The sequence below is a fragment of the Flagellimonas halotolerans genome (assembly GCF_035818535.1).
In the GTDB taxonomy this organism is placed as follows: domain Bacteria; phylum Bacteroidota; class Bacteroidia; order Flavobacteriales; family Flavobacteriaceae; genus Flagellimonas; species Flagellimonas halotolerans.
The window spans coordinates 189,588-213,790 of record NZ_JAYKYV010000003.1 but is presented as its reverse complement, the minus strand read 5'-3'; the positions used below and the strand labels follow the sequence as shown (position 1 = coordinate 213,790).

The following is a 24,203-nucleotide window of genomic DNA, read 5'->3' as shown; positions in this document are numbered from 1 at the left end:
GCAAAAAATTGCCAGAGTTTTTTATTGCCCTCCCCCCTAATTATCTCCCCAAAATGTTGATAAACCAATATTCGTTTATACCTTAGGACAAATAAACACCACCATTTTTTTTGAAGACCGTCCTTACCATCCTATATGTTCTGACCTCCGTTTGGGCCATTGGGGCCATAATTTATCACGGAAGAAGGCCGTCGCGCTCCATAAGCTGGGCACTTGCCATTATAACTTTGCCCATTTTGGGAGCAGTTCTCTACTATCTGTTTGGGATGAATCGCAGAAAGTTTAAATTCTTCAACACAAAAGAATTTGAAAAAAGAAACAGATACACTCCCCCTAAAATTTCTGCCCAAGAAAAATTCCTGACCCATTTTGATGCAGATATTCGAAAAGAAAGACTCAACCGATTAATAAAAGCCAACTCCAACACCACTGCAAAAACAGGGAACAAAATAATACCTCTTCAAGATGGCGAGGAAACCTTCAATGTGCTTTTCAAAGCCATGGAAGAAGCCAAAAACTTTATCCATGTACAGTACTATATTTTGGAAAGAGGTACCCTTTTGGATAAAATGTTGGAACTTTTTGAAAGAAAAATCAAAGAAGGTGTAGAAGTTAGAATTATTTACGATTCCTTGGGCAGCTACCAATTAAGGGGGCGCCCCAGGAAAAAGTTTCAGGATGTTGGGGTAAAGATTTATCCCATAATGCCGATTCGACTTAAAAACCTACTGTTCTCGCTCAATTTTAGGAACCATCGAAAAATTGTGATCATAGATAACAAAGTGGCTTTTACAGGTGGTGTCAATGTTTCCGATAAATACATTAAACGAGAAAACGAATTGGGCAAATGGAAAGATACCCACTTAAAACTCGAAGGGCCCATTGTAAACGATATACATCTGATTTTCCTGAAGGATTACTTTTTTGCAAGCAACAAAGAGGATTTCCATATCGCAGACTACCTATCCGAGCAACAAACGGCGGGCGATGTTCGTGCACAAGTGGTGGCAGGGGGGCCAGATTCCAAGCATCCGACCATTATGCAACAATATATTGGCATGATGAACCAGGCAAAAAATTCCATTTGCATAGCAAATCCCTATTTTGTGCCTGGGGAGGCTTTTTTACAAAGTTTAAAAATTACCGCAATGGAGGGTGTAAATATCTCCCTTTTGGTGCCCAAAAAATCCGACTCCAAAGCAGCTAAGTTTGCCATGTTCTCCCATTTTGAAGAATTGCTTCAGGTTGGTGTTAAAATATACCTTCGAGAAGATTTCTCGCATAGCAAAATAATGATTGTCGACGATGATTTGGTGTCCATCGGCTCTGGAAATTTTGATATCCGAAGCTTTGAACTTAACTACGAGACCAATATCCTTATTTACAACAAGGAAATTAACACCGAAATGACCGAGGAGTTTCAAAAAATATGTGAAAAGTCGGAACCCGTTACTTTGGAGCGCTTTCAGAGCAGGACCATTTGGTTCAGATTTTTGGAAGGATTGTTCAAATTCTTCAAACCGCTGTTATAAGCCCATCTCAATTCTTATTTGCATCAATCATTAATTCAATAGAGATAAGTCAACCCCAGTACAAAACTATCTTTGCTTCAAAAGAAAACAATCGTGAAGAATCTATTTTCAATACTATTTTTAATTGGAGCAACAACCGTAAGTGCCCAGAGCACATCAAAAAACGCATTGGGTATAAGAGTGGGCGATAACGACGGATTTGGAGGGGAAATCTCCTATCAACGCTATCTCAAGGAAAACAACAGATTGGAGTTTGATCTGGGTTGGAGGGATTCAAACAATGTTGATGCATTTAAATTGGCAGGTCTTTACCAATGGGTAATGCCCATAGACGGAGGATTTCATTGGTATGTTGGTGCCGGTGGAGGTGTAGGGTCTTTTGATACAGGTGAGAACGATGGCGTTTTTGCCCTTGTCGCCGGTGATATTGGTATTGAATACGATTTTGATATTCCATTGCTCATTTCGCTGGACATGAGACCGGAACTAGGTTTTAACGACAATTATTCCGATGATCTCGACTTGGATATTGCACTTGGACTCCGATATCAGTTCTAAATAAAGTAAAATCAAATCGAAAATAGTTCTATAAAGTCGATTTTTGTCAACCTAAACTTGTTTCGGGCCCTTATAATGATTTGTTTATCAATATAGTGGGATTCTGAAATAAACCCGCCTATCGGAAGGCAGGTTCAGAACGCCGTGTCAATACTTTTTAGACCTGTTTTTTTTAACCCTTTAATCTTGAAAAGAAAACTAAAGCTACTTTTTCTACTACTCATAGCCGTATTTTTAGTTATCGTTATTTTGAAAGAACCCAAAAACACAATTCCGGACAGAATAAAACAAGAGGTTAAAATTGCCTTGCAGTATTTTCCAGAACTTAAAGGCATTCCCATTGAGTTCAAGTTTAAAAAAAACATTAAAAAATCGGTGATGCAAGCCCAACCCACATGGAGCGGCCTTCTTAAATCCAAAAACAAGCGCAGCTATGTAATTTTGATCAGTGAAAAGTTTAAAATATCCGGGGAAGAATTTAAAACGGCAGATGTTCCCAAAGATGTTTTAATTGGATGGATAGGCCACGAACTCGGCCATGTTATGGACTACCAAGAGCGGGGCAACCTTAACCTTATTGGTTTTGGAATTCGCTATGTGCTCTTGAAGGAATTTGTAAAAAAAGCGGAACGTGCTGCGGATTCGTTTGCGGTATCTCGGGGTATGTCCGAATATATTTTGAAGACCAAACGGTTTATTCTCAACCATTCCCAAATTGATGAAACCTACAAAACAAGGATAAAGCAATATTACCTCTCTCCTGATGAAATTATGGAAATGGTAAAGGAGCAAGACTCCATTAAAAACAACCTCTTATGATTGTTTGGATATAAAATCCTCCCATTCCTTAAAGCGATCCTCGCCCATTACCCGTTCCATTTTTACCTGACCGCCCTTTTTCTTGTTGGCCCCGTTCCAATCGGTAAATATTTGTTGGGGCACAAAATTTACTTTTACACCTTCCAAAGCCTTGCTTCGGGCCACTTTATAGTTTTTATTGGCCTCTTTTAGGTAGTTATCCAGAACAGTTGCTGTTTTTTCTTCATCCAAACTTTTATCGGACCCCAAATACCAGGAGTGGTAGAAGCCATCATCAAAACGTTTGGCACAAAGTGTGTATTCGGGAACTTTTATGTTCAGTTCCTTTTCCAAATGTTTAACGGCATCGTTCAGTTTGTTCAAGGAAAGTTGAGAGCCTACGGTGTTCAAAAAAAACTTGGTACGCCCCGTAATTTTTATTTCAGCACGTTTCACATCGGTAAAAGCGATGGTATCTCCAATAATATAACGCCACGCTCCAGATACGGTGGATATAATCAGAACATAGTCTTTATCCTTTTCAACATCCTCTAAGGTTATGGACGGAGCATTATCGGTCAACGAACCATCCTGATTCACATATTCCGGTTCAAAGGGCACAAACTCAAAATAGATACCATTATCTGTTATGAGTTTCATCGCCGATGTCCCTGGACGATTTTGGCAGGCAAAGAATCCTTCGGAAGCCAAATAGGTATCAATAATTTGTATGGGATGGTCCAACAAGGCATTAAAACTTTTCTCGTAGGGATCAAAGGCAACCCCTCCGGAGGTGTAGGCCTGCAAGTTGGGCCATATCTCGTGAATATTGTCCACATTATGATAATCTATAACCTTTTTGAGCATTAGCTCCATCCATGAAGGGATTCCACTAAGTGCTCCAATATCCCAATTTTTGGCATTTTTTGCTATGGAAAGGACACGCTCGTCCCAATCGTCTATTTTGGCGATTTCATCTCCAGGTTTATAGTATTTTTTAAACCAAAATGGAATGTTACTGGCACTTATTCCGCTAATTTCACCCTCCTTTTTACCGCCGCGCTCCTGTAGATTGGTGGAACTCCCCAACATCATAATTTCCTTCTCAAAAAAATCAGCGGGCATATCAAAATTGCTCATGGCAAACACCTGGTGCCTGCCTGCGCGGGTAATGGAATCCAACATATCTTTGGTAACCGGTATTCTTTTTGGGTTTTTTCCCGTAGTACCGGATGATAGTGCAAAAAAATCAGGACTCCCCGGCCAGGTAATGTCAGGTTTGCCCTCAATGGTCTTGTTCCACCATTCATCGGTGATCTTGTTATAATCGTGATAGGGTACAGCTTCTGCAAAAGTCTTTTGGGGGTCATCGGATTTTAATATGGTAGCAAAATCATATTGCTTGCCAAACTGGGTATCCTTCGCCTGGCCCAATAATTCTATAAGGACTTTTTTCTGCTCCTCGACTGGGCTTGTTGCCTTGCTGAGAGCATCTCGTGCTTCGATAACGCCCTTTATAATATTTCCTATGATTGCCATATTGGGTAACTTATAGAATCAAATATACCTACATAGCTACAATCCAATTTACTCAATCCATTTTTAGATTGACTCAAATGATCTTAAAGATTTATTGTTGCCTCCAAGGATGGCGATACTCTAGAAGCTTTGTGGGTTTCGGGCTGCACAAAGTTATCGGCAATTTTGGAAAAAAGAGGCTCCGGAGTTTCTTCGTGTACGGAAACATGCCCACTGGATGAGTTGACCTCAATTACGACCAAGGAAAGATAATCCATAAGGTGTTCTGCCTCATTGATAAGGATTCTTACAACTTGTAACCGTACAGCATATTCCAAATTAACAATATGCAGATGGTTCAATTTACTTTTGCCCGATACTTTTTTCCAGATAATCTTCAAGCCTCGTTTTCATACAAAAATAGCTCAAATAATACGTACTTTACGTTTAAATTACATTAATTTAACATTGAAAATAGCACAAAACACCTTGTCCCAAATTTAACTTACAATTAGAGGATGGACAGATTATCAAACGGATAGAAGTGAGATTAACCCAATTCCGTTATTTTTTTAGATTTCAATAGGACTTATTGGATTCAACTTCTTAATCTTTTCATAAATATGAAAATCAAATGGTTCCATAGGCAAAAAATATCAAACTAACTCTTATATTTAGCCGATTACGAATAATTTTAAAAACAAAAAATGACCCACGAGTTACTAGAAAAGGCGGAAGAGTTTGAAAAAAGGCCCATGAGCCATATGTCCACCAGCGATAGGGTTAAGGCCTCAAGGGAAGCAAAGAGCTTAATTCTTTCCATTAACGAGATCTACAAAAAAACCAAGGATTCCAAATTAATGGAAACCATGAAGAACATTACAGCTAAGAAGCGTAAAATAGAAAAAAGACTTAAAGGTTCTCCTTTAGTTTAATTACTATAATTATAATCCTTTTGTGGAAGGATATTTGTACTTCCAAAAACGAATATCCTTCCCAAAACTTTTGCTTCCCCCACTTTCCATAAAGTCGTAAACAACTGAATTTCAGAAAATAAAACCTTATTTGCTAGCTCATTCCTGTCCCACAAGGAACACTTTTTCCATTTACATAAGTTTTGCGACCAATTATGTCTTAATTACTGCAACCAATAAAAATATGGGTTGCAGTTGGTTGTGTTTTAGATAATTTAGGAGTGTAGTTTTAACTCAACTAAATAAACACTCAGAAAAATGAACACTATAGAAGCAAAGCTAGGATACCTTTTTTGGTACGCTGTAATTGCACTATCCGTCTACTCTCTTTTAAGCAGTATCTACCTTTACATTAGTTAGCTATATAAACACTAGCACATCAATCAAAATACCCAGTATAGTTAGTAATGTGTCTTCATGGGGCTCCTATTCAGGCGCCCCTTTTTTCTATTCCATTCTTGAAAGGAGTGCCAAATTCCAGTTTTACTCGTTCTTTTAAGTTGCTCACATCCCTTACGATAACTAGAGCTGGACATATACTATTTCCTTGTAAAGGAACCAATATCGTTTATCCTTACCAAATCGATTCCATCTTCTTTATGGATTCAATTGCAATGGGAGCCTGTTTATCCTCATTTACAACAATTAAGGTATTGTAAGGGCTTGTTGGAAATATTTGTTCAGTCATGGCAAGCATCCCCTTGTCCACAAACAATTCCATGGACGACCAATCCATTAATATTTTGAACTCTTTTACATCTCCCGCTATACCATTTAAAGGTGCTACATGCTTTTTGGCTCCAAAATCTTCCTGAAAATCAACCTTACCCGATAAGGCCCTATCTACCGAAAAAATCCGGTTCTCGGAATCCATGCTCAATACAAGTACCTCATCCAATTCGTTTTTAAATAATAGCTTGAACTTTTTAGCGGCCGTCCTAAACCGAATCTCTGATTGATTGAGCCCTTCTACCTGCAAGGTATCCGATGTATTGGCCGCTACCCCAACCTCATTGACCAATGTTGAATTGGTCAAATCACTTATTTTGTCAATTGGGTAATTGGCCAAAAAGTAATCCTCCGCAACTTTGTGCAACGACAATTTTCGGGGTACCGTCATTGCGCTTCGCCATTTTTTGGTCGGTGTGTCCTGGGCATAGTTCCAGTTGCTCATCCAACCAATAAAAAATCGACTGTTTTCTGGAACATTGTTATAAGTTACCCCTGCATAATTATCCGTGCCATGGTCCAACCATTTAGGCTCTTTTTGATCGGAAGTAAAGACCTTACCATCAAAATCCCCAACAAAATATTGGGTTCCACTACCGCCATTGGGCGCTCCGGGGTTTATACTTATGATCAGCACCCACTTTTCTTTCTCGGAACCATCTACTTGCAATGGAAAAAGATCAGGACATTCCCATACCCCGCCATGAGCCCCCTGCGATTTACCAAAATCGCTCAAATAGTCCCAATCCTTTAAGTTCTTAGATGTATAAAATTTGGCATGATCACCGGCAACCAAGGTCAAAATCCAACTTTGTGACGGCTCGTGCCAAAATACTTTGGGGTCCCTAAAATCTTTAATGCCATCATTTGGTATTATAGGATTGCCTTCATATTTATTCCAAGTATCCCCATTGTCCAAACTATAAGCAATACCCTGTGTTTGAAAATCCATTCTACCAGCCTCTTCTCCTTCCTTGGAATGGTATGTAAATATGGCTACCAAAGGAGCTTCCCCATTTTCTCCAAAACCCGATGTGTTTTTCTTGTCCACAACTGCACTTCCAGAAAAAATATAGCCGTGTTCATCCGGGTAAAGCGCAATGGGCTTGTGCTTCCAATGTACCAAGTCCTCACTTACCGCGTGTCCCCAATGCATGGGCCCCCAAACAATATCCTCTGGGTAATATTGGTAAAAAAGATGGTAAACCCCTTGGTTAAAGACCAAACCATTGGGGTCGTTCATCCATTTTTCCTTTGGTGAAAAGTGGAATTGCGGACGATATTCCTCCTTGTACCATGATTTTTTTTCCGTTTGATTTGCCACTTCTTCCCTTTTATCCTTGCAAGAGACAAGTGCAACCACCACTATACAGCTAATAATTAGTCTTAACATCACCTTGGGTTAAAATTCTTTTTCAAGATAAACAAATTATATCTCCCGCTTTACATGCTTCATATACCATTTTGAAGGACAATCACCGTTATATTCAAAAAAATAATTCCCCTTTTCATGAAAGGAATGAAACCAAAAATCTACCTATCTTTAAACAGCGTTTTGCAAACCCCAACTAAATCTAAATAAGTTGAGCAAAAACCTACTTTTAATCCTGACCCGAAACCCCGAACTTGGTAAATGTAAGACCCGCTTGGCGACCAAGGTAGGCGACAAAGTGGCTTTGGATATTTACAAGTTTTTGTTGGACAAAACCGTATCGTTTACCAAGGATTTGAAAGTTAAAAAATGGGTGTATTATTCCGAAAGTATTTGGGAAGATGACATTTGGGACAACAAGCTGTACCAAAAAAAGCTTCAGAAAGGAAAAGATTTGGGTGAACGCATGATGAACGCCTTTAGGGAAGGGTTCCGTGCCGGTTTTGAAAACATCATTGTTATTGGAAGCGACATGTTCCACCTAAACCAGTCCGATTTGGAAGAGGCTTTCTCAAAATTTAAAGGTCACAACTATGTTGTGGGGCCTGCCGAAGATGGCGGATATTATCTTTTGGGAATGAAATATTTAAAGGTTGAACTGTTCCAAAACAAAGCTTGGGGCACAGATACCGTTCTTTCCGATACCCTATCGGATTTAAAATCAGAAAAAATCGCCCTTTTGGACGAAAAAAATGACGTTGATCACTACGAAGACATTAAAGATATTGAGGCCTTTGAGCCATTTTTAAAACATATAAGCGAATGACACTAAAACAAGTTGACGAATCGGTTGAATACTTAAAAAAACGAGGGTTCGAGACCCCGGAAATAGGCATTGTACTGGGAACCGGTCTAGGACAGCTCATAGATAGCATTGAAGATCCCATCGAAGCCCATTACAACCACATACCCTATTTTCCTTTGGCAACGGTTGAGTTCCACACAGGCAAACTGATCTACGGAACCATAGAGGGCAAAAAAGCAGTGGTAATGCAGGGGCGCTTCCATTTATACGAAGGCTACGATTTCTTGGATATCACCTATCCCATTAGGGTGATGCATCAGTTAGGCATAAAAAATCTCTTTGTGTCCAATGCCGCGGGAGCCATCAACCTCGACTTTAAAAAAGGGGATATTATGTTGATCGAAGACCATATCAATCTGCAAGGAGGTTCTCCCTTGGCGTTCAAAAATGTATCTGAATTTGGCAACCGATTTGTGGATATGAGCGAACCCTACGATGTGGAAATGCGCAAAAAAATTGAAACCATAGCATCCCGGGAAAATATTTCCCTGCAAAAAGGGGTGTACGCTTCGGTAGTAGGCCCGCAACTGGAAACCAAGGCTGAATACCGAATGCTCAAAATTATGGGAGCCGATGCCGTAGGTATGAGCACCGTTCCCGAAGTAATTGTGGCCAATCATTTACGACTACCTATTGTAGCGGTTTCCGTTTTAACAGATGAATGTGATCCAGATAACCTGAAACCGGTTGATGTTCAGGAGATTTTGGAAATTGCCGGACAAACGGAGCCAAAAATGATCAAGCTGTTTAAAGAATTAATCAAAGAACTATGAGCTATTTAGAAGCGACCCAAGACCTGTATAAAGAAGCAGCCCTAACTCCAGATGTAGGGCTATGCTGCACCACAAACCCAATATGGCAATTCCCAGGGCTTTCCATACCCAAAATCATGCAAGAAATGAACTATGGTTGTGGCAGCACTGTATCTGCCCAGGACTTGGTAAACAATCCCAAAATTCTTTACGTAGGTGTAGGTGGTGGAATGGAACTGCTCCAATTCTCCTATTTTTCCAGACAAAAAGGCGGGGTTACCGGAGTGGATTCCGTGGATGAAATGCTGGAAGCTTCTAGAAAAAACTTTAAAATTGCTGAAGCCGAGAACGATTGGTTCAACAGTGAGTATGTAAACTTGGTAAAAGGGAATGCCTTAAACCTACCTGTGGAAGATGAAAGTATTGACGTGGCCGCACAAAACTGCCTCTTCAATATTTTTAAGATAGAAGACTTGAAAAAAGCGGTTTCCGAAATGTACCGCGTATTAAAGCCACACGGAAGATTGGTGATGAGCGACCCCATTTGTGAGCAACGCATGAGCGAGGAACTCCGAAACGATGATAGATTAAGGGCGCAATGCCTCAGCGGAAGCATTCCATTAAAAGATTACGTAAAGGTTTTGACCGATGCCGGGTTTGGCACTATAGAAATCAGGGGCAGAAGGTCGTACAGGGTATTATCGCCCAACCACTACCCAACGGACGAGCTCATCCACATTGAATCCATTGAGATAGCCGCCATTAAAGACCCCATGCCAGAAGATGGCCCGTGTATGTTCACGGGAAAAACGGCCATCTACTACGGTGATAAGGAATATTTTGATGACGGAAAGGGCCATGTGCTGCTCCAAAACCAACCTTTGGCGGTATGCGATAAAACCGCAGGGGCCTTGGCCAATGCTTCAGATGAAATCCATGTTAGTGAAAGTACTTGGCATTATAATGGGGGTGGGTGTTGTTAAGGGTTATTTTGAAATTTCTGTCTTGGAAGATTCATAATCCAATAGAATTCCTTCGGAAATCCAATTGGCCAAAGCCTGCCTGTTATCTGGGTTTAGAATCCTACGCTGGTCCTTTTTGCTCCTAATGTTCCCTATCTCGATGTAAGCCATGGCCGGAAGCGTATTTTTTACAACGTATAAACTACTACGTTCCATAAAAGTGCCATTGTACAATCGATTGGGCTGAAATTTTTTGTACTTCCCCAAAAAGGTCTGGTGGATACTCTCAGCCAGTTTTTTACCGTTTTTGCTTTTTTCGTGATGGTAAAAGAACACATCAATATTGGTACCCTCGCCCCGACTATCCACATGGGTAACCAATAAGCGTTGATATTTCCCCGAGTTCTTCAGGTACAGCCTATTGACCGCCTCGCTACGCTGTTTTAAACGTTCTAGTTGATCTAGGGGAATGCTATTGGATAGCACTGTTTCGTCCGTATCCAGCTCAAGAAGCCTTTCATCCCTGATACCATCATTTTCATCCTGCACAATAATGTGCACTTCTGCGCCGTGTGACAATAATTCTCGGGCCAATCTAAGTGTTACATCGTATGCGTATTCATCTTCGGAAATTAATTTACCACGGTACTTTTCCACAGCGCCCGGGTCTGGCCCACCGTGTCCTGAAATTAAATAATAGACTGTATTGTCCAAGCGTTTGCTTACGGCATCAACTTTTTTAAAATCATCTCCAAAAATGGGGTAAGTAATTCCGTGATCAATCTCCTCCACCTTCTTCGTTGCCAAAGTATCCGGCAATACATAGGAACGTCCCATAAACAACGATTCATCCTCCCCCAAATCTTCTGCGTTCAACGTCACAAACTTGTTGTAATGCTTTGTTGGGCTCACGCCATGTCTCCGCAAAAGTGAATAGATGCCATCTCCTTCTTGCGCAACAACTTTTGGGAATTCCTCTTGGGCCCATATTGCTCCTTGAAGCAAAAGGATAAGTAAAAAAGTAAACTGAAAAGGTTTCATGTTAATTCTCAAATTCTAAATCAACGTAATCATTCATAATGCCATCACTGATTAAGTTTGCAAATTCTTTTTTGTTGGGTTTGAGGGAAATCTTGCTGGCCGATGTATTGGAACCACTTTCAATAGTAAGTAAACTAATGGCCGGCAGCATGTTTCTTGCCAAATACAAACTATTCAAATCTTCGAAAATCAGGCTGGCTTCATTGGAAGATCTACTGGAAATACTTTTTTCCTTAAACACATTTTGAAGGTTTTGTGCAAAACGTTGCCCTTGGGTGCTTTTGTTGTAATGATAAACGGCCACGCTCATGTTGGTACTTTCCGTAATATTTTTGGAACGAATAATAAGCACGCGTTGATATTTACCTGTGTTCTGCAAGTAACGCTTATTGATTTCTTTGATATAGTTACCCATTGGGTTATCATCGGATGCAGTATCTTTCAACACATTGTGGGAAGCATCTTCCCCCATTATGTAGACCTGTGCTCCATGCACCATTAACTCTGCCGCCAAGCGTTGGCTAACATCCTTTGCGAAACTTTTGTCCTTATCCGTACTGTTTTCAGTGATCAAATAATAAACGGCATCTTTGAGTTTATCACTTTTAAGGGACATTTGGCCAAGTTCCTTATCAAAAATCGGTTCTTCCGCATCTGCCATGGCTTCGACCATTACTCCGGTCTTCTTAAAAGAATCATCGGCATAGGGAATTTTGTATTCCTCACCCAGTTTTAGCGCGCTTCCTTTTTTTATCTTGTCCGAATTGAGTTCCAGAAATTCTCCGTAGTGTTTGGCAGGGTCCAATCCTTGTTTGCGAAGCAGGGAAAAAATACCGTCTCCTTGTTCTGCAACCACCTTGTAGTATGTACTTTCCTGTCCAAAAATGAATGTACAGGCCCAAACCCAAAAAAGAAGGGATAATCGTGATTTCATTACTGTATGTATTTGGGTGGGATGTGTTGCAAATATGGAAAAAAAACACGTAGCTCGGTTACGAAATAGCCCAAAATTTCGGACAAATTAATTTATTGATCCTGAAGACTGGATTCTTTTACATTTGCAAACTGTCTTCTGATTACAGATTCGGCAGGTTTGTTTTGGGGAGTAAACCGGTTATCCTCATGTCCCCCTACCTGATCGTGCTGCATAAACCACTTCCAAACAAAGCCGCCGGCAAACCAATCCTCGTTCCAAAATTCATCAAAGATAACCTGTGTAGCATCTGCTTGAGCCTTAAGATTTACATCCATTTGGTTTCGGTCCACCAACCAAGGTTTTTTGCCGGTAAAGTCCATGCTTCGGTACCCAAATTCCGTAAAAAGTATTGGTTTATCCTCTTGTGCAGCCAGTTCCCGCATTTTGGCTTTCCACGGTTGCCAGCCCTCGGTCAATGTTTCAATGGTAGGGTTTTCCTTTTCACACAATGGAAAGTAGGCGTTCACCCCAATATAATCCAACTGCGACCAAAACGGAGTTTTCGCATACTCGTCCCAGTTGGCGGCATAGGTAAGCTCACCGTGGTACACCCTTTTTACTTTTTGGATAAGGCTGGTCCAAAACTCAGGTCGCTCGTTTACGAAGGTTTTCAACTCCGTTCCTATGCAAAAAATATCACTCTGTGTTTCTTCGGCCAATGCAGCATATAGCAAGATAAATTTTTCGTATGATGCTTCGAGTTTCTTCCAATCCTCCTCCGTAGGCATCTTCATATTACCTGTAAATTCACCCCTGTGGATCCAGATTTGAGGCTTTACCATCACGTTTACCCCGTTTTGATGCATTTTTTCAATATACTGTTTGGCTCCTTCCCTCCGCTCCCCATACCATTGGTGGTCCGAGTCAAAAACCAATTCGGGTGAATCTAAATCACGAATAAAGCCAAAAGGCATAATGGCCGCATAATTAGCTTGGACATTAAGGACAGGATCTATGTGGTGTTGCGCCACTTCTTCCCGGGACGACACAAAACTGACACCGTTGACTTTGGCTAATTTGCCACTACTGCAAGAAGCAAAAATAAAGACCCATAATAGAACTACCTTCTTCATAAGAATTGTGAAACCCTCTAAAATAATAATTTTAAAACATCATTTAGCTGCCAAATTCTTATTAAATTTCATTTCACTGTTAAGTTATTCCCGTAAGACTCGACACATAAATACAATCAAACCCAACCCATGGAACACATTGTTATTATTGGAAATGGAATAGCCGGTGTTACTGCCGCAAGGCACATCCGAAAACTATCCGACAAAAAAATCACTATTGTTTCCGCCGAATCCGAGTATTTTTTTTCAAGGACCGCCTTAATGTATGTGTACATGGGCCACATGAAGTTTGAACATACCCAACCCTACGAAAACCACTTTTGGAAGAAGAACAGGGTTGATTTGGTGAAGGGATACGTCACCGAGATCAATACCCAAGAAAAAAAGTTGCAGATTGATGGTTCACCAGACCTCAACTACGATAAACTAATCATTGCTACAGGCTCCAAACCCAACAAATTTGGATGGCCCGGTCAAGAGTTGGACGGGGTCCAAGGTCTTTACTCCAAACAAGACTTGGAGCTTTTGGAAGTAAACGCCCCCAACAATAAAGTATGTAAACGCGCTGTAATTGTCGGAGGGGGCCTAATTGGCATTGAATTGGCCGAAATGCTTCGAACACGTGATATTCCAGTTACTTTTTTGGTACGCGAAACCAGTTTTTGGAACGGAGTGCTTCCCCAAGGTGAATCTGAAATGATCAACGAGCATATTCGGGAACATCATATCGACCTGCGTTTGGGTGCCTCTCTCAAAGAAATTGTTGCAGATGAAAACGGGAGGGTAAAATCTGTTGTGATTGAAGAAACGAAGGAAGAAATCGAGTGCAGTCTAGTTGGATTGACCGCAGGAGTTACCCCTAACATTGATTTTTTACACGATTCCGGGATTGAACTCGACCGTGGTGTTAAAGTAAATCGTTATCTGGAAACCAACGTAAAAGATGTGTATGCCATTGGAGACTGTGCCGAACAGCACGAAGCCATTGGCAACCGCCGACCCGTTGAAGCCGTTTGGTACACAGGACGGATGATGGGAGAAGTCCTTGCCCAGACCATCTGCGGGAACCGAATGAAGTACAATCCCGGACACTGGTTCAACTCGGCCAAGTTTCTGGATATCGAATACCAAACCTACGGTTGGGTATTTCCTGAAAAAAAGAAAAAAGAATCGGAAGTGCATTTTCACTGGAGACATCCCAACGAAAAAATCTGTATCACCATAGCTTTTGATAGAGATTCCGAAACACTTTTGGGCATCAACACCTTTGGTATCCGTTTACGGCACGAAGTGTTTGACCGTTGGCTCAACGAAAAAAGAAATGTCGATTATGTAATGGAGCATCTCGAAGATGCTAATTTTGATCCGGAATTTTATAAAAATTTTGAATCTCAAATTGTGTCGAAGTACAATACCGATTTTGGAAAATCCATCAAACTGAAAAAGAAAAACCTAAAACGCATCTTCCAATTGGGTTGATTGGTTTACGTTTTAATAAAAAGTTTATCAGCACAAAGGAACAACAAACTATGAACAATCAATCACATAGTCCAAGTATGGCCCTGACCGGGGAACCACCAAAAAGCTTGAGCATCAACCAAAAAATCGCTACCCTTTTGGGATTGTCAGGATTGGGCATTCTGTTATTGGCCGTTTTCAACCTAAACTTTCCGAACAAAAGTTTGTGGTTAACACTATCGCTTTCAGCCATTGCACTAGGAACCATTTGGTTTTCGTGGGACGCCTACTCCAACAAGCTCCCAGGAATTAAAAACGATGGCGTTTGGTTCAAATCCATTTCCAGTCGAGGTTTATGGGGTTGGGTAGCTGGTTTGGCCTTGACAGGTTTTTACATTGTGCTCTATTTTTATCCTGAATATCTGGGTTTGGTAAGTGATGGAGACAACAAAGGAGTCATTGCCCTTTTTGACCCCCTTAGCAAATTTTTGAGCGGTAATCCTGCCAGTCAATGGTTTGTTTACGGAACCCTCTACACAGTTGCCATTTTAGCTTTTGGCATAAAGTTCCTTTGGAAATACCGTCACAACCGATACGAGAGACTGCGCACTTGGAGTGTAATGTTTTTTCAAACTGCCTTCGCGTTCATTATCCCAGAATTGATGGCCCGTTTAAATGGACATGAAGTTTTGAACGGTGGAAGCCTCCCTTATTTTGACTTGAAAAATATTTGGCCCCTCAACTATTATAATTTTGAAGGGTACCGCATCAAAATGTTTTTAAGTTCTGGTGAAATAGGTTTTGCCTTGTTGATTTTTGCCATCCTATCCATCTTCGTTATCACTCCAATTCTCACTTATAAATACGGTAAAAGATGGTATTGTTCTTGGGTCTGCGGCTGTGGCGGATTGGCCGAAACCGCTGGGGATTCTTTTAGGCAATTGAGTGACAAATCTACATTTGCTTGGAAAGTGGAACGCTGGGTGGTGCACAGTGTAGTTGTTTTTGTAACCTTGATGACCACCGCCGTGATTTATTCCTATTTGGGAACCGACACCAGCAACTATTGGCTGACGAAAAGCTCTTTTTTGATCGGCGTAGGGGTTTTGCTGACCTTAGTCTTTGCTTGGGTTATGATTTTTAAACGAGACCAGCTTCAAAAAGATGCACAATACGGAGCCATCGGATATTTTGTGATTATAATGGCATTGATCGGATTCCACTTTTTTAGTGGTGAGGGGGAGGTTTTCCTTTTCAAATCTGGAACGCTTCGCAAATCGTACTCCTTTTTGATTGGCAGTATTTTCTCCGGGGTGATAGGAACAGGCTTTTACCCCATTTTTGGCAGCAGGGTTTGGTGTAGGTTTGGTTGTCCAATGGCCGCCATTCTAGGTTTTCAGCAAAAATTGTTCTCCCGATTCAGGATTACCACAAACGGAGGACAATGCATCTCTTGCGGCAACTGTTCCACGTATTGCGAAATGGGCATCGATGTACGTGCTTATGCGCAAAAAGGTGAAAACATAGTCCGGTCCAGTTGTGTAGGTTGTGGTATCTGTTCCGCAGTCTGCCCGCGGGGCGTCCTTAAATTGGAAAATGGTCCTTTGGAAGGAAGAATTGACAGCAATCAAGTGCTATTGGGCAATGATGTGGATTTAATGACCCTTGTGAACAAAAAGTAAACCACTATGAATTTGAAATCCATAGTTTTAAAGAGAAGAATGAAATTCTTTGTCATCCGGTATCAGGTCCTCCCTTAATCTCCCGAAACAGGTTCGGGACAGGCTCTCCAAAGGAGGGAAACTTCTCCCCTTGGGGAGACTGGAGAGGGGACGACCCATAAAATTTGATGGAAACTAAAGTAACTGCAATTAAACCTGACTACCGACAAGGACAAGGTTTTAACTTTTTACTAGTTACAAAACAATTTCCTTTTTGTAGTCTTTTTAAACAATTCAAAGGAGAATCCAATGAAAATTTTAGTTTTGCCACTTAAATACTAACTAAAATTTATTCCCAGCCAATGGCGGATATCAAAGTCATTATCCCAGCAATCAATGAAGGAGATTCCATTGGTTTAGTAGTTTCAGAAATCCCCGATCACGTATCTGAAATTGTGGTTGTGGACAATGGTTCCCAGGACGATACCGTGGCAAATGCTAAAAAAGCGGGAGCAACCGTAATCACCGAAAACCGCAAGGGCTATGGGTTTGCCTGTTTAAAAGGATTAAATTATATATCCGAGCGATCCAAAACGCCCGACATTATCGTATTTATCGACGGAGACTATTCAGATTATCCAGAGGAATTGGATAAGATTGTCGCCCCAATTTTGGAAAATGACATTGATTTTGTGGTCGGAGCGCGAAAAAAATCACTTCGTGAACCTGGTTCCATGACCCCACAGCAGGTTTTTGGGAACCAATTGGCCACATTCTTAATGCGATTGTTTTTCAGGTCAAAATTTACGGATTTAGGACCTTTTAGGGCGATAAAATATGAAAAGCTCAAAGAATTAAAAATGCAGGACACCACTTATGGCTGGACAGTGGAAATGCAATTGAAAATTTTACGAAAAAAAATGTCATATATCGAAGTACCAGTGCGTTACAAACGAAGAATTGGTGTATCAAAAGTATCAGGTACGGTAAAAGGTACTATATTTGCGGGCATAAAAATATTGGGTTGGATCTTTAAATACAGTTTAAAATAATGGGACTCGCTATCGCTTACATCATCATTGCTATTTATAGTTTCGCCTTACTTTTGATTTTCTTCTATAGTCTAGCTCAACTAAATCTTTTGGTCAATTATCTCGGCTATAAAAAGCGAAACGAAGAAGCCCCAAAATTCAACCTGCTCGACCCCAAGGAAATTCCATTCGTAACCATTCAACTTCCAATTTATAACGAGGAATATGTAATGGAACGTTTGTTGGACAACATCGCCAAAATAGAATATCCCAAGAGTAAATTGGAAATCCAGGTATTGGACGACTCCACAGATGATTCCGTCAATGAGACCGCCCGAAGGATCGAAGAGCTTCAAAAAGAGGGATTGGACATTCAACACATAAGACGGGAAAACAGACAAGGTTTTAAAGCAGGAGCCCTTAAAGAAGGACTGGAAATAGCCAAAGGTGATTTTATTGCCATTTTTGACGCAGACTTCCTTCCCGAGGCTGATTGGCTTAAAAAAACCGTTCCATATTTTAAGGATGAAGAAATCGGTGTGGTGCAGACCCGTTGGGGACACATCAATCGAGATTACTCTACCCTTACCCGCATCCAGGCCTTTGCTTTGGATGCCCACTTTACCCTAGAGCAAGTAGGAAGAAATTCGAAAGGACACTTCATCAACTTTAACGGTACCGCAGGTATTTGGAGAAAAGAGTGCATTTTTGATGCTGGTAACTGGGAAGGTGATACCCTTACCGAAGATTTGGATTTGAGCTACCGCGCCCAATTGAAAAACTGGAAGTTCAAGTATTTGGAAGATGTGGAAACGCCGGCCGAGCTTCCCGTGGTAATCAGTGCAGCGCGCTCCCAACAGTTCCGCTGGAACAAAGGTGGGGCCGAAAATTTTAGAAAAACGGTTTGGAGCGTCATTACGGCCAAAAACATACCCTTCAAAACCAAGTTCCATGGGGTAATGCACTTGTTGAACAGCTCCATGTTCCTTTGCGTGTTCCTCGTGGCTTTGCTGAGCATTCCCATGCTCTACATCAAAAATACCTACGGACATTTAGGTTGGGTATTTGAAGTAACCAGCTTCTTCATCCTAAGCACCATTATCTTGTTTGTCTGCTACTGGTTTACCTACAAGAGTATTCAGGGCAGTAGTTTTGATAATTTTGTGGACTATATTAAACTATTCTTTACTTTCTTCTCCGTGGCATTGGGCTTCTCATTGCACAATACCGTAGCTGTTTTGGAAGGACATTTGGGCAAGCGCAGCGAATTTGTAAGAACCCCAAAATTCAACATCAATAGTATTAAGGATACTTGGAAAGGCAATAAGTATTTGACCAACAAATTGTCGCCCAACATGATTTTGGAATTTGCCCTGATGATTTATTTCCTTTTTGGAATGTACAGCGCCATACCATTGAACGACTACGGATTGTTCCCTTTTCACTTGATGTTGTTCCTAGGTTTTGGTTTTGTATTCTTTAAATCCATAACTTCCAAGGCATAACCCACCACTATGCAATCTTATTGGCGACTGCACAGATACCCGATATTATTTGCTGTCACCTGTATTTTATTTTACTGGAGTTTCGCTTACAACTTGGTGCGTACCGACTTTGTCAAGTTGTTCATGCTCTTTGGAGCACTATTTTTTCTGTGTTACAAACTCATCCAATTCGAAAAATGGAACTTTAAGTTCCTCTTGGTCATAGGAATTCTGTTTCGGTTGGTGTTCCTGATTGCCGAGCCCAATCTTTCCCAAGACTTCTATCGTTTTATTTGGGATGGCGAACTCATCAAAAACGGTATCAATCCATACTTGTACACCCCCGACCAAATTATGGAGCAGGGTACGGTAATCTTTGCCAGTATGAATGAGCTCCATGAAGGCATGAGCAATCTTAACGCAAGGCATTACAGCAACTATCCGCCAGTTAATCAATTTTTGTTTGCACTCGCATCAATTTTAGGGGGAGGAAGTGTGATGGGTTCCATGGTTGCCATGCGTTTGACAGTAATCGCAGCAGACTTGGGAGTACTTTATTTTGGAAGGAAGCTATTGCAAAACCTCAACAAGGCCAACCACATGGCGTTTTGGTATTTTTTGAATCCATTGGTCATTATAGAACTAACAGGTAACCTACATTTTGAAGGCGTAATGCTCTTCTTTTTTATGTGGGCCTTATACCTCATTTCAAAAAACAAGTGGTTGTGGGCCACACCCGTATACGCCATTTCCATAATGGTAAAATTGATGCCTATCCTCTTTTTGCCCCTCTTCATAAAATATTATGGATTTAAAAAGAGTGCCGTTTTTTATACACTGGTAATATTGGGGTGTGCCGCCTTGCTACTTCCCTTTTACACTCCTGTTTTTATCGATAATTATGCGGAAACAGTCGGTTTATGGTTCTCCAATTTTGAGTTCAACGCCAGCATGTACAATGTGGTAAAAAAGATTGCCGTTGCCTATTACAAAGCCAAACCTTGGGAACTTATCGATGCCTACGGCTCCATGCTTACAAAGGCCATCATTGTAATTGTGTTGTTGTTTGCTTTCTTAAGAAAAAACCAAAAACTGGAAAGTGTCATTACCTCCATGATGTTTGCACTGGCCTGTTACTATTTCCTTTCCAGCACCGTTCATCCGTGGTACGTGGTGTTCTTGTTAGGCTTTGCCATCTTTACCGATTACAGGTTCCCTTTGGTGTGGTCCTGTACCATCATTTTGAGTTATTATGCCTATTCCAATCCCGACTACAAGGAGAATTTGTGGTTGTTGGCCGTTGAATACATCTTGGTAATTGGCTTTTTTATTTACGAAATGATAGGTGGCAGACCGAAAAAGTTATATTTCTTCAAAAAGTAACCACAACTTTAGCACAATTCGAATTAATTTGTACATTAGCCCCAGAATGAAAGGACAACTGTACATATTATCTACTTTGAGCATCACTGCTCCCATCAGTCCGTTTACTCCCCGTCGTCGTCGCCCGTAAGGGTGCAACATAACTATTGGAAATAGGTGAGTCCATTTCCGCAAAATCTCCAAATACATTTTTTAAATTTTTACAGAACAATCGCTTGCAATGGAAATTATTGTTGCTAACGAATCACATTTTAAATACGCACAGATTATCAGTGATACCATTACCGAATCGGCCAAGGTTCGAGGTACGGGTATCGCCAGACGTACACCCGAGTACATCATAAAACGACTCCAAAATGGCAATGCCATTATTGCTTTGGACGGGGATAAGTTTGCTGGTTTCTGCTACATTGAAGTCTGGGGAAACAAAGACTTTGTGGCCAATTCCGGATTGATTGTGCATCCAGATTATAGAAACCAAGGACTTGCCAAAAAAATCAAGAAAGCAGTCTTTGATCTATCACGAAAAAAATTTCCCGATGCCAAGATTTTTGGCATCACCACGGGACTGGCCGTAATGAAGATGAATTATGAGCTGGGCTACAAACCCGTTACCTTTTCCGAACTTACGGATGATCCCGAATTCTGGAAAGGCTGTCAGACCTGTAAGAATTTTGACATTCTCACACGTACCGATAGAAAGATGTGCCTGTGCACCGGCATGTTGCACGATCCAAAAGCACAAAAGCAAGAACCCGAAAAAATCAACAAAAAAGCTTTTAAAAGGCTCAAAAGCATAAAAGAAAGCCTTTTTCTTAAAAAGAAAGATAAATAAATTGTCAGGTCGAGCAGTAGGGAAAACAAATACATCTCGACTGCGCTCGATATGACAACAATATATAAAGAATCAAAAAATGGAAAAATTAGTTATAGCCTATAGTGGCGGATTGGATACCTCGTATTGTGCCAAATACCTCTCTCAGGAAGAGGGTTTTGAAGTGCATGCCGTAAGTGTGAACACAGGAGGCTTTAGCAAAGCTGAAATCGAAGAGATTGAGGGAAAAGCCCTTGCTTTGGGTGCTACCTCATACACCTCCATCGATGCCGTTTCCACATTTTATGACAAAGTGGTGAAATACCTCATCTTCGGAAACGTACTCAGAAACAATACTTACCCACTTTCCGTGAGTGCTGAACGAATTGTTCAGGCCATCGAAATAGTAAACCATGCCAAAAAAATTGGTGCCAAATACATCGCCCATGGAAGTACGGGAGCAGGTAATGACCAGGTTAGATTTGATATGATCTTTCAAATCCTGGCGCCTGAAATCCACATCATCACACCGATCAGGGATAAAAAATTGGCAAGGGAAGAAGAAATCAACTACCTGCAACAGAACGGTATCGATTACTCATGGGAAAAAGCCAAATATTCCGTAAACCGAGGCTTGTGGGGAACCTCCGTTGGAGGTGATGAAACCTTGACTTCGCATTTATCCTTGCCCGAGAGTGCCTACCCGAGCCAATTGGAGAAAGAATTGCCCAAAGAGTTGAAATTGACCTTTAAAAAAGGTGAGTTGGTGGCGCTGGATGGTAAAGAAGACACACCTGTGGCCAATATCGAAAAATTGTCCGCCATTGCATCCAAATATGCCATTGGTAGGGATATCCATGTGGGTGATACCATTATCGGAATTAAAGGAAGGGTCGGTTTTGAAGCTGCTGCCCCATTGATTATTATAAAAGCACACCATTTGTTGGAAAAACACACCTTGAGCAAATGGCAACAATACCAAAAAGAGCAAATGGGCAATTTTTATGGTATGTTGTTGCACGAAGGAAACTATTTGGACGAGGTAATGCGAAACATAGAGGCCTTTTTGACCGATACCCAAAAACACGTTTCTGGTGAAGTATTCGTGACCTTGCATCCGTACCGATTTGAATTGAACGGAATTGCTTCCAAACACGATTTAATGAATGCCTCCTTTGGAAGCTATGGGGAAATGAACAAAGGTTGGACCGCCGATGAAGCCAAAGGTTTTATCAAAATTTTGTCCAACTCAGGGAAAATCGCAAACCACGTAAACCAAGATTCATGATCAAGGTAGGAATCATAGGAGGTTCTGGGTACACCGGCGGGGAATTAATCAGGCTTTTGCTAAATCACCCCCAGACAGAAATCGATTTTGTGTTCAGCACCACGCGAGCAGGAAAGCCCATCACTTCCGCCCATCAAGATTTGTTGGGACAGACGGAATTGAAGTTTTCAGGTGAGGTAAATCCAGAAGTGGATGTTGTTTTTCTTTGTTTGGGACACGGTAATTCAACCTCGTTTTTGAACGAGAACAAGTTTTCAGAAACAACAAAAATCATAGATCTCAGCAATGATTTCAGATTACAAGCCGATGCTATTTTTAATGGTCAACGATTTATTTATGGACTTCCCGAATTGAACAAGTCTGCCATTCAATCCGCAGAGGCCATTGCCAATCCCGGTTGCTTTGCCACTGCGATTCAATTGGCGCTGTTGCCTTTGGCAAAAGCAGGTTTGTTGAACGATGATGTTCATATCAATGCCGTAACAGGAAGCACCGGAGCAGGTGTTGGACTGTCCGCTACTTCGCATTTTAGCTGGAGAAACAACAACGTTTCTTGGTACAAACCTTTCACACACCAACATTTGGGAGAAATCGGTGAGAGTCTAGCTTCTTTTGGTAATTCGATAGGGGAAATATTTTTTCTCCCCAACCGAGGGAACTTTACCAGAGGAATTTTAGCAACAGCCTACACCAAGTATAGTGGCACTTTGGAAGAAGCTCAGCGGTTGTACAACGATTTTTATAAAGATGCTGCTTTCACCCATATTTCTGACGAAGAATTGCACCTAAAACAAGTAGTGAACACCAACCAGTGCCACATCCATTTGCACAAGCATGATGATCTGCTTTTGATTACATCTGCCATTGATAATTTAATAAAGGGCGCATCGGGGCAGGCAGTACAGAATATGAACCTAATGTTCGGTTTCCCTGAAACTGAAGGTTTGTTATTAAAAGCAGGAGTATTTTAAATAGGTGCCCTGAGCGTAGTCGAAGGGCTTAAATAAAATTAGATTTCCGCCTACACGGAAATGATAAAGAAAGATAATTATGAAAATAGCCATCATAGGAGCAGGTAACTTGGGACTGGCCATTGCAAAAGGAATTTTGCATAGTAATGGAGCCACTACCATGTACCTGACCAAACGGAACACCAAATCCATTCAGGATTTTGAAAAATATGGAAATGTAACCGTTACTTCTGATAACCAAGAAGCCGTCAAAAATTCGGACATCCTTGTTTTTGCCGTGCAACCGGGGCATTTTGCATCCATTTTGGAAGAAACCAAAGACCTGCTCACCGAAAAGCATGTGGTGATCAGTACCATTACGGGTTTCAGCATTTCAAAAATTGAGGAAGTCATCGGTCCAGATAAATATATTATCCGAAGTATGCCCAATACAGCCATTTCGGTGGGTAAATCCATGACGTGCATCTGTAGCAATGGACCAGGCAAAAAACGTGTGGATTTGGCCAAGGCCATTTTTAACCGCATGGGCCACACCATGGAAATTCCAGAAGAGCAAATGCAAGCTGCAACGGTTATCTGTGCTAGTGGAATCGCGTTTTGGATGCGATTGATACGAGCAACGACACAAGGAGCCATTCAATTAGGTTTTGATGCCAAGGAAGCCCAAGAACTGGCTATGCATACTTGTAATGGTGCCGCAAGTTTATTAATCGAATCTGGCAGTCATCCCGAAGAGGAAATTGATCGGGTGACCACACCAAAAGGATGTACCATTGAGGGTTTGAACGAGATGGAACACCAAGGATTAAGTTCATCTTTGATCAGGGGAATTGTTTCCTCATTTGAAAAAATAAGCCAAATCAGAAAAGGATAAAAATGTCAGGTCGAACTGTCAAATCGAACGGAATCGAAGGACAATTGAGAACGATTTGATACGATTCCCACCTTCGTGGGAAGGATAAA

22 protein-coding genes are annotated in these 24,203 nt (G+C 41.1%); 16 read left to right on the top strand and 6 right to left on the bottom strand.

Annotation, left to right across the window (positions count from 1 at the left end):
- Positions 1 to 110: 110 nt before the first annotated feature.
- From cls to VM932_RS05545, 3 genes are all read left to right on the top strand, one after another.
- A complete protein-coding gene (cls, locus tag VM932_RS05555; protein ID WP_326277595.1) occupies positions 111 to 1,532 on the top strand; it encodes a cardiolipin synthase in 1,422 nt (473 codons plus the stop codon).
- Between the two features lie 90 nt (positions 1,533 to 1,622).
- On the top strand, positions 1,623 to 2,090 hold the full coding sequence (locus VM932_RS05550) for a hypothetical protein (RefSeq protein WP_428979721.1): 468 nt from the start codon (positions 1,623 to 1,625) through the stop codon (positions 2,088 to 2,090).
- Between the two features lie 186 nt (positions 2,091 to 2,276).
- The gene (locus VM932_RS05545; RefSeq protein ID WP_326277592.1) at positions 2,277 to 2,909 is read left to right on the top strand and encodes a hypothetical protein; all 633 of its coding nucleotides are present in this window, start codon (positions 2,277 to 2,279) and stop codon (positions 2,907 to 2,909) included.
- Here the strand turns inward: VM932_RS05545 and VM932_RS05540 are convergent.
- Together VM932_RS05540 and VM932_RS05535 are read right to left on the bottom strand one after the other, a co-directional pair.
- Entirely contained in the window at positions 2,904 to 4,427 is a 1,524-nt protein-coding gene (locus tag VM932_RS05540; RefSeq protein WP_326277591.1) for a GH3 family acyl-acid amido synthetase, read from the bottom strand. The two genes, VM932_RS05545 and VM932_RS05540, sit on opposite strands and share 6 nt — an antisense overlap.
- Before the next feature lie 83 nt (positions 4,428 to 4,510).
- Entirely contained in the window at positions 4,511 to 4,807 is a 297-nt protein-coding gene (locus tag VM932_RS05535; RefSeq protein WP_326277589.1) for a hypothetical protein, read from the bottom strand.
- Positions 4,808 to 5,113: 306 nt separating this feature from the next.
- On the opposite strand from VM932_RS05535, the gene VM932_RS05530 reads away from it, so the two are divergent.
- Positions 5,114 to 5,341, top strand: coding sequence for a hypothetical protein (locus tag VM932_RS05530; protein WP_014032240.1), 228 nt, complete (start codon positions 5,114 to 5,116; stop codon positions 5,339 to 5,341).
- A 613-nt stretch (positions 5,342 to 5,954) separates the two neighbouring features.
- On the opposite strand, the gene VM932_RS05525 is transcribed toward VM932_RS05530, so the two are convergent.
- On the bottom strand, positions 5,955 to 7,502 hold the full coding sequence (locus VM932_RS05525; protein WP_326277586.1) for a glycoside hydrolase family 32 protein: 1,548 nt from the start codon (positions 7,500 to 7,502) through the stop codon (positions 5,955 to 5,957).
- Positions 7,503 to 7,692: 190 nt separating this feature from the next.
- On the opposite strand from VM932_RS05525, the gene VM932_RS05520 reads away from it, so the two are divergent.
- From VM932_RS05520 to arsM, 3 genes are read left to right on the top strand one after another with little or no spacing between them, the layout of a single operon-like run.
- Entirely contained in the window at positions 7,693 to 8,307 is a 615-nt protein-coding gene (locus VM932_RS05520) for a TIGR04282 family arsenosugar biosynthesis glycosyltransferase (protein WP_326277585.1), read from the top strand.
- Positions 8,304 to 9,119: a purine-nucleoside phosphorylase gene (locus VM932_RS05515; protein ID WP_326277583.1), complete on the top strand. Its 816-nt coding sequence runs from the start codon at positions 8,304 to 8,306 to the stop codon at positions 9,117 to 9,119. Before VM932_RS05520 ends, VM932_RS05515 begins: the two co-directional genes overlap by 4 nt.
- Positions 9,116 to 10,081 (top strand): arsenosugar biosynthesis arsenite methyltransferase ArsM, encoded by a 966-nt coding sequence (arsM, locus tag VM932_RS05510; protein WP_326277582.1) that lies wholly within the window; start codon positions 9,116 to 9,118, stop codon positions 10,079 to 10,081. Before VM932_RS05515 ends, arsM begins: the two co-directional genes overlap by 4 nt.
- A 3-nt stretch (positions 10,082 to 10,084) precedes the next feature.
- Here arsM and VM932_RS05505 read toward each other — a convergent pair whose 3' ends face one another.
- The 3 genes from VM932_RS05505 to VM932_RS05495 all read right to left on the bottom strand — a co-directional run bounded on the left by VM932_RS05505 (position 10,085) and on the right by VM932_RS05495 (position 13,150).
- Positions 10,085 to 11,101 (bottom strand): N-acetylmuramoyl-L-alanine amidase family protein, encoded by a 1,017-nt coding sequence (locus VM932_RS05505; protein ID WP_326277581.1) that lies wholly within the window; start codon positions 11,099 to 11,101, stop codon positions 10,085 to 10,087.
- Between the two features lies 1 nt (position 11,102).
- On the bottom strand, positions 11,103 to 12,035 hold the full coding sequence (locus tag VM932_RS05500; protein ID WP_326277579.1) for a hypothetical protein: 933 nt from the start codon (positions 12,033 to 12,035) through the stop codon (positions 11,103 to 11,105).
- A 92-nt stretch (positions 12,036 to 12,127) separates the two neighbouring features.
- Positions 12,128 to 13,150, bottom strand: a complete 1,023-nt coding sequence (locus tag VM932_RS05495) for a glycoside hydrolase family 113 (RefSeq protein WP_326277577.1) — start codon at positions 13,148 to 13,150, stop codon at positions 12,128 to 12,130.
- 129 nt (positions 13,151 to 13,279) lie between these two features.
- Here VM932_RS05495 and VM932_RS05490 point away from each other — a divergent pair, with 129 nt between their 5' ends.
- The 9 genes from VM932_RS05490 (at position 13,280) to proC (ending at position 24,114) form a co-directional block, all read left to right on the top strand.
- Positions 13,280 to 14,629, top strand: coding sequence for an NAD(P)/FAD-dependent oxidoreductase (locus VM932_RS05490; protein ID WP_326277575.1), 1,350 nt, complete (start codon positions 13,280 to 13,282; stop codon positions 14,627 to 14,629).
- A 50-nt stretch (positions 14,630 to 14,679) separates the two neighbouring features.
- Positions 14,680 to 16,290 carry a 4Fe-4S binding protein gene (locus VM932_RS05485; RefSeq protein WP_326277573.1) on the top strand — a complete coding sequence of 537 codons (1,611 nt, stop codon included), beginning with the start codon at positions 14,680 to 14,682 and terminating at the stop codon, positions 16,288 to 16,290.
- Between the two features lie 341 nt (positions 16,291 to 16,631).
- Positions 16,632 to 17,321 (top strand): glycosyltransferase family 2 protein, encoded by a 690-nt coding sequence (locus VM932_RS05480; RefSeq protein ID WP_326277571.1) that lies wholly within the window; start codon positions 16,632 to 16,634, stop codon positions 17,319 to 17,321.
- Positions 17,321 to 18,805, top strand: coding sequence for a cellulose synthase family protein (locus tag VM932_RS05475; protein ID WP_326277570.1), 1,485 nt, complete (start codon positions 17,321 to 17,323; stop codon positions 18,803 to 18,805). The genes VM932_RS05480 and VM932_RS05475 overlap by 1 nt, the downstream gene beginning before the upstream one ends.
- A gap of 9 nt (positions 18,806 to 18,814) precedes the next feature.
- The gene (gene mptB / locus VM932_RS05470; protein ID WP_326277568.1) at positions 18,815 to 20,167 is read left to right on the top strand and encodes a polyprenol phosphomannose-dependent alpha 1,6 mannosyltransferase MptB; all 1,353 of its coding nucleotides are present in this window, start codon (positions 18,815 to 18,817) and stop codon (positions 20,165 to 20,167) included.
- A gap of 220 nt (positions 20,168 to 20,387) precedes the next feature.
- Positions 20,388 to 21,002, top strand: a complete 615-nt coding sequence (locus VM932_RS05465) for a GNAT family N-acetyltransferase (RefSeq protein WP_293165546.1) — start codon at positions 20,388 to 20,390, stop codon at positions 21,000 to 21,002.
- Between the two features lie 79 nt (positions 21,003 to 21,081).
- Complete coding sequence (locus VM932_RS05460; protein ID WP_326277566.1) at positions 21,082 to 22,269, top strand: argininosuccinate synthase; 1,188 nt, start codon at positions 21,082 to 21,084, stop codon at positions 22,267 to 22,269.
- A complete protein-coding gene (argC, locus tag VM932_RS05455; protein ID WP_326277565.1) occupies positions 22,266 to 23,240 on the top strand; it encodes an N-acetyl-gamma-glutamyl-phosphate reductase in 975 nt (324 codons plus the stop codon). The genes VM932_RS05460 and argC overlap by 4 nt, the downstream gene beginning before the upstream one ends.
- Before the next feature lie 79 nt (positions 23,241 to 23,319).
- Entirely contained in the window at positions 23,320 to 24,114 is a 795-nt protein-coding gene (gene proC / locus VM932_RS05450) for a pyrroline-5-carboxylate reductase (RefSeq protein WP_326277564.1), read from the top strand.
- Positions 24,115 to 24,203 lie beyond the last annotated feature (89 nt).

Bases quoted from the DNA above. Each gene is read 5' to 3' on its own strand.
- VM932_RS05485 (WP_326277573.1), top strand. From the start codon at position 14,680: ATGAACAATCAATCACATAGTCCAAGTATGGCCCTGACCGGGGAACCA.
- VM932_RS05540 (WP_326277591.1), bottom strand. From the start codon at position 4,427: ATGGCAATCATAGGAAATATTATAAAGGGCGTTATCGAAGCACGAGAT.
- VM932_RS05460 (WP_326277566.1), top strand. From the start codon at position 21,082: ATGGAAAAATTAGTTATAGCCTATAGTGGCGGATTGGATACCTCGTAT.
- VM932_RS05480 (WP_326277571.1), top strand. From the start codon at position 16,632: ATGGCGGATATCAAAGTCATTATCCCAGCAATCAATGAAGGAGATTCC.
- VM932_RS05525 (WP_326277586.1), bottom strand. From the start codon at position 7,502: ATGTTAAGACTAATTATTAGCTGTATAGTGGTGGTTGCACTTGTCTCT.
- mptB (WP_326277568.1), top strand. From the start codon at position 18,815: ATGCAATCTTATTGGCGACTGCACAGATACCCGATATTATTTGCTGTC.
- argC (WP_326277565.1), top strand. From the start codon at position 22,266: ATGATCAAGGTAGGAATCATAGGAGGTTCTGGGTACACCGGCGGGGAA.
- VM932_RS05500 (WP_326277579.1), bottom strand. From the start codon at position 12,035: ATGAAATCACGATTATCCCTTCTTTTTTGGGTTTGGGCCTGTACATTC.
- VM932_RS05495 (WP_326277577.1), bottom strand. From the start codon at position 13,150: ATGAAGAAGGTAGTTCTATTATGGGTCTTTATTTTTGCTTCTTGCAGT.
- VM932_RS05505 (WP_326277581.1), bottom strand. From the start codon at position 11,101: ATGAAACCTTTTCAGTTTACTTTTTTACTTATCCTTTTGCTTCAAGGA.
- VM932_RS05475 (WP_326277570.1), top strand. From the start codon at position 17,321: ATGGGACTCGCTATCGCTTACATCATCATTGCTATTTATAGTTTCGCC.
- proC (WP_326277564.1), top strand. From the start codon at position 23,320: ATGAAAATAGCCATCATAGGAGCAGGTAACTTGGGACTGGCCATTGCA.
- VM932_RS05465 (WP_293165546.1), top strand. From the start codon at position 20,388: ATGGAAATTATTGTTGCTAACGAATCACATTTTAAATACGCACAGATT.
- VM932_RS05530 (WP_014032240.1), top strand. From the start codon at position 5,114: ATGACCCACGAGTTACTAGAAAAGGCGGAAGAGTTTGAAAAAAGGCCC.
- VM932_RS05515 (WP_326277583.1), top strand. From the start codon at position 8,304: ATGACACTAAAACAAGTTGACGAATCGGTTGAATACTTAAAAAAACGA.
- arsM (WP_326277582.1), top strand. From the start codon at position 9,116: ATGAGCTATTTAGAAGCGACCCAAGACCTGTATAAAGAAGCAGCCCTA.
- VM932_RS05490 (WP_326277575.1), top strand. From the start codon at position 13,280: ATGGAACACATTGTTATTATTGGAAATGGAATAGCCGGTGTTACTGCC.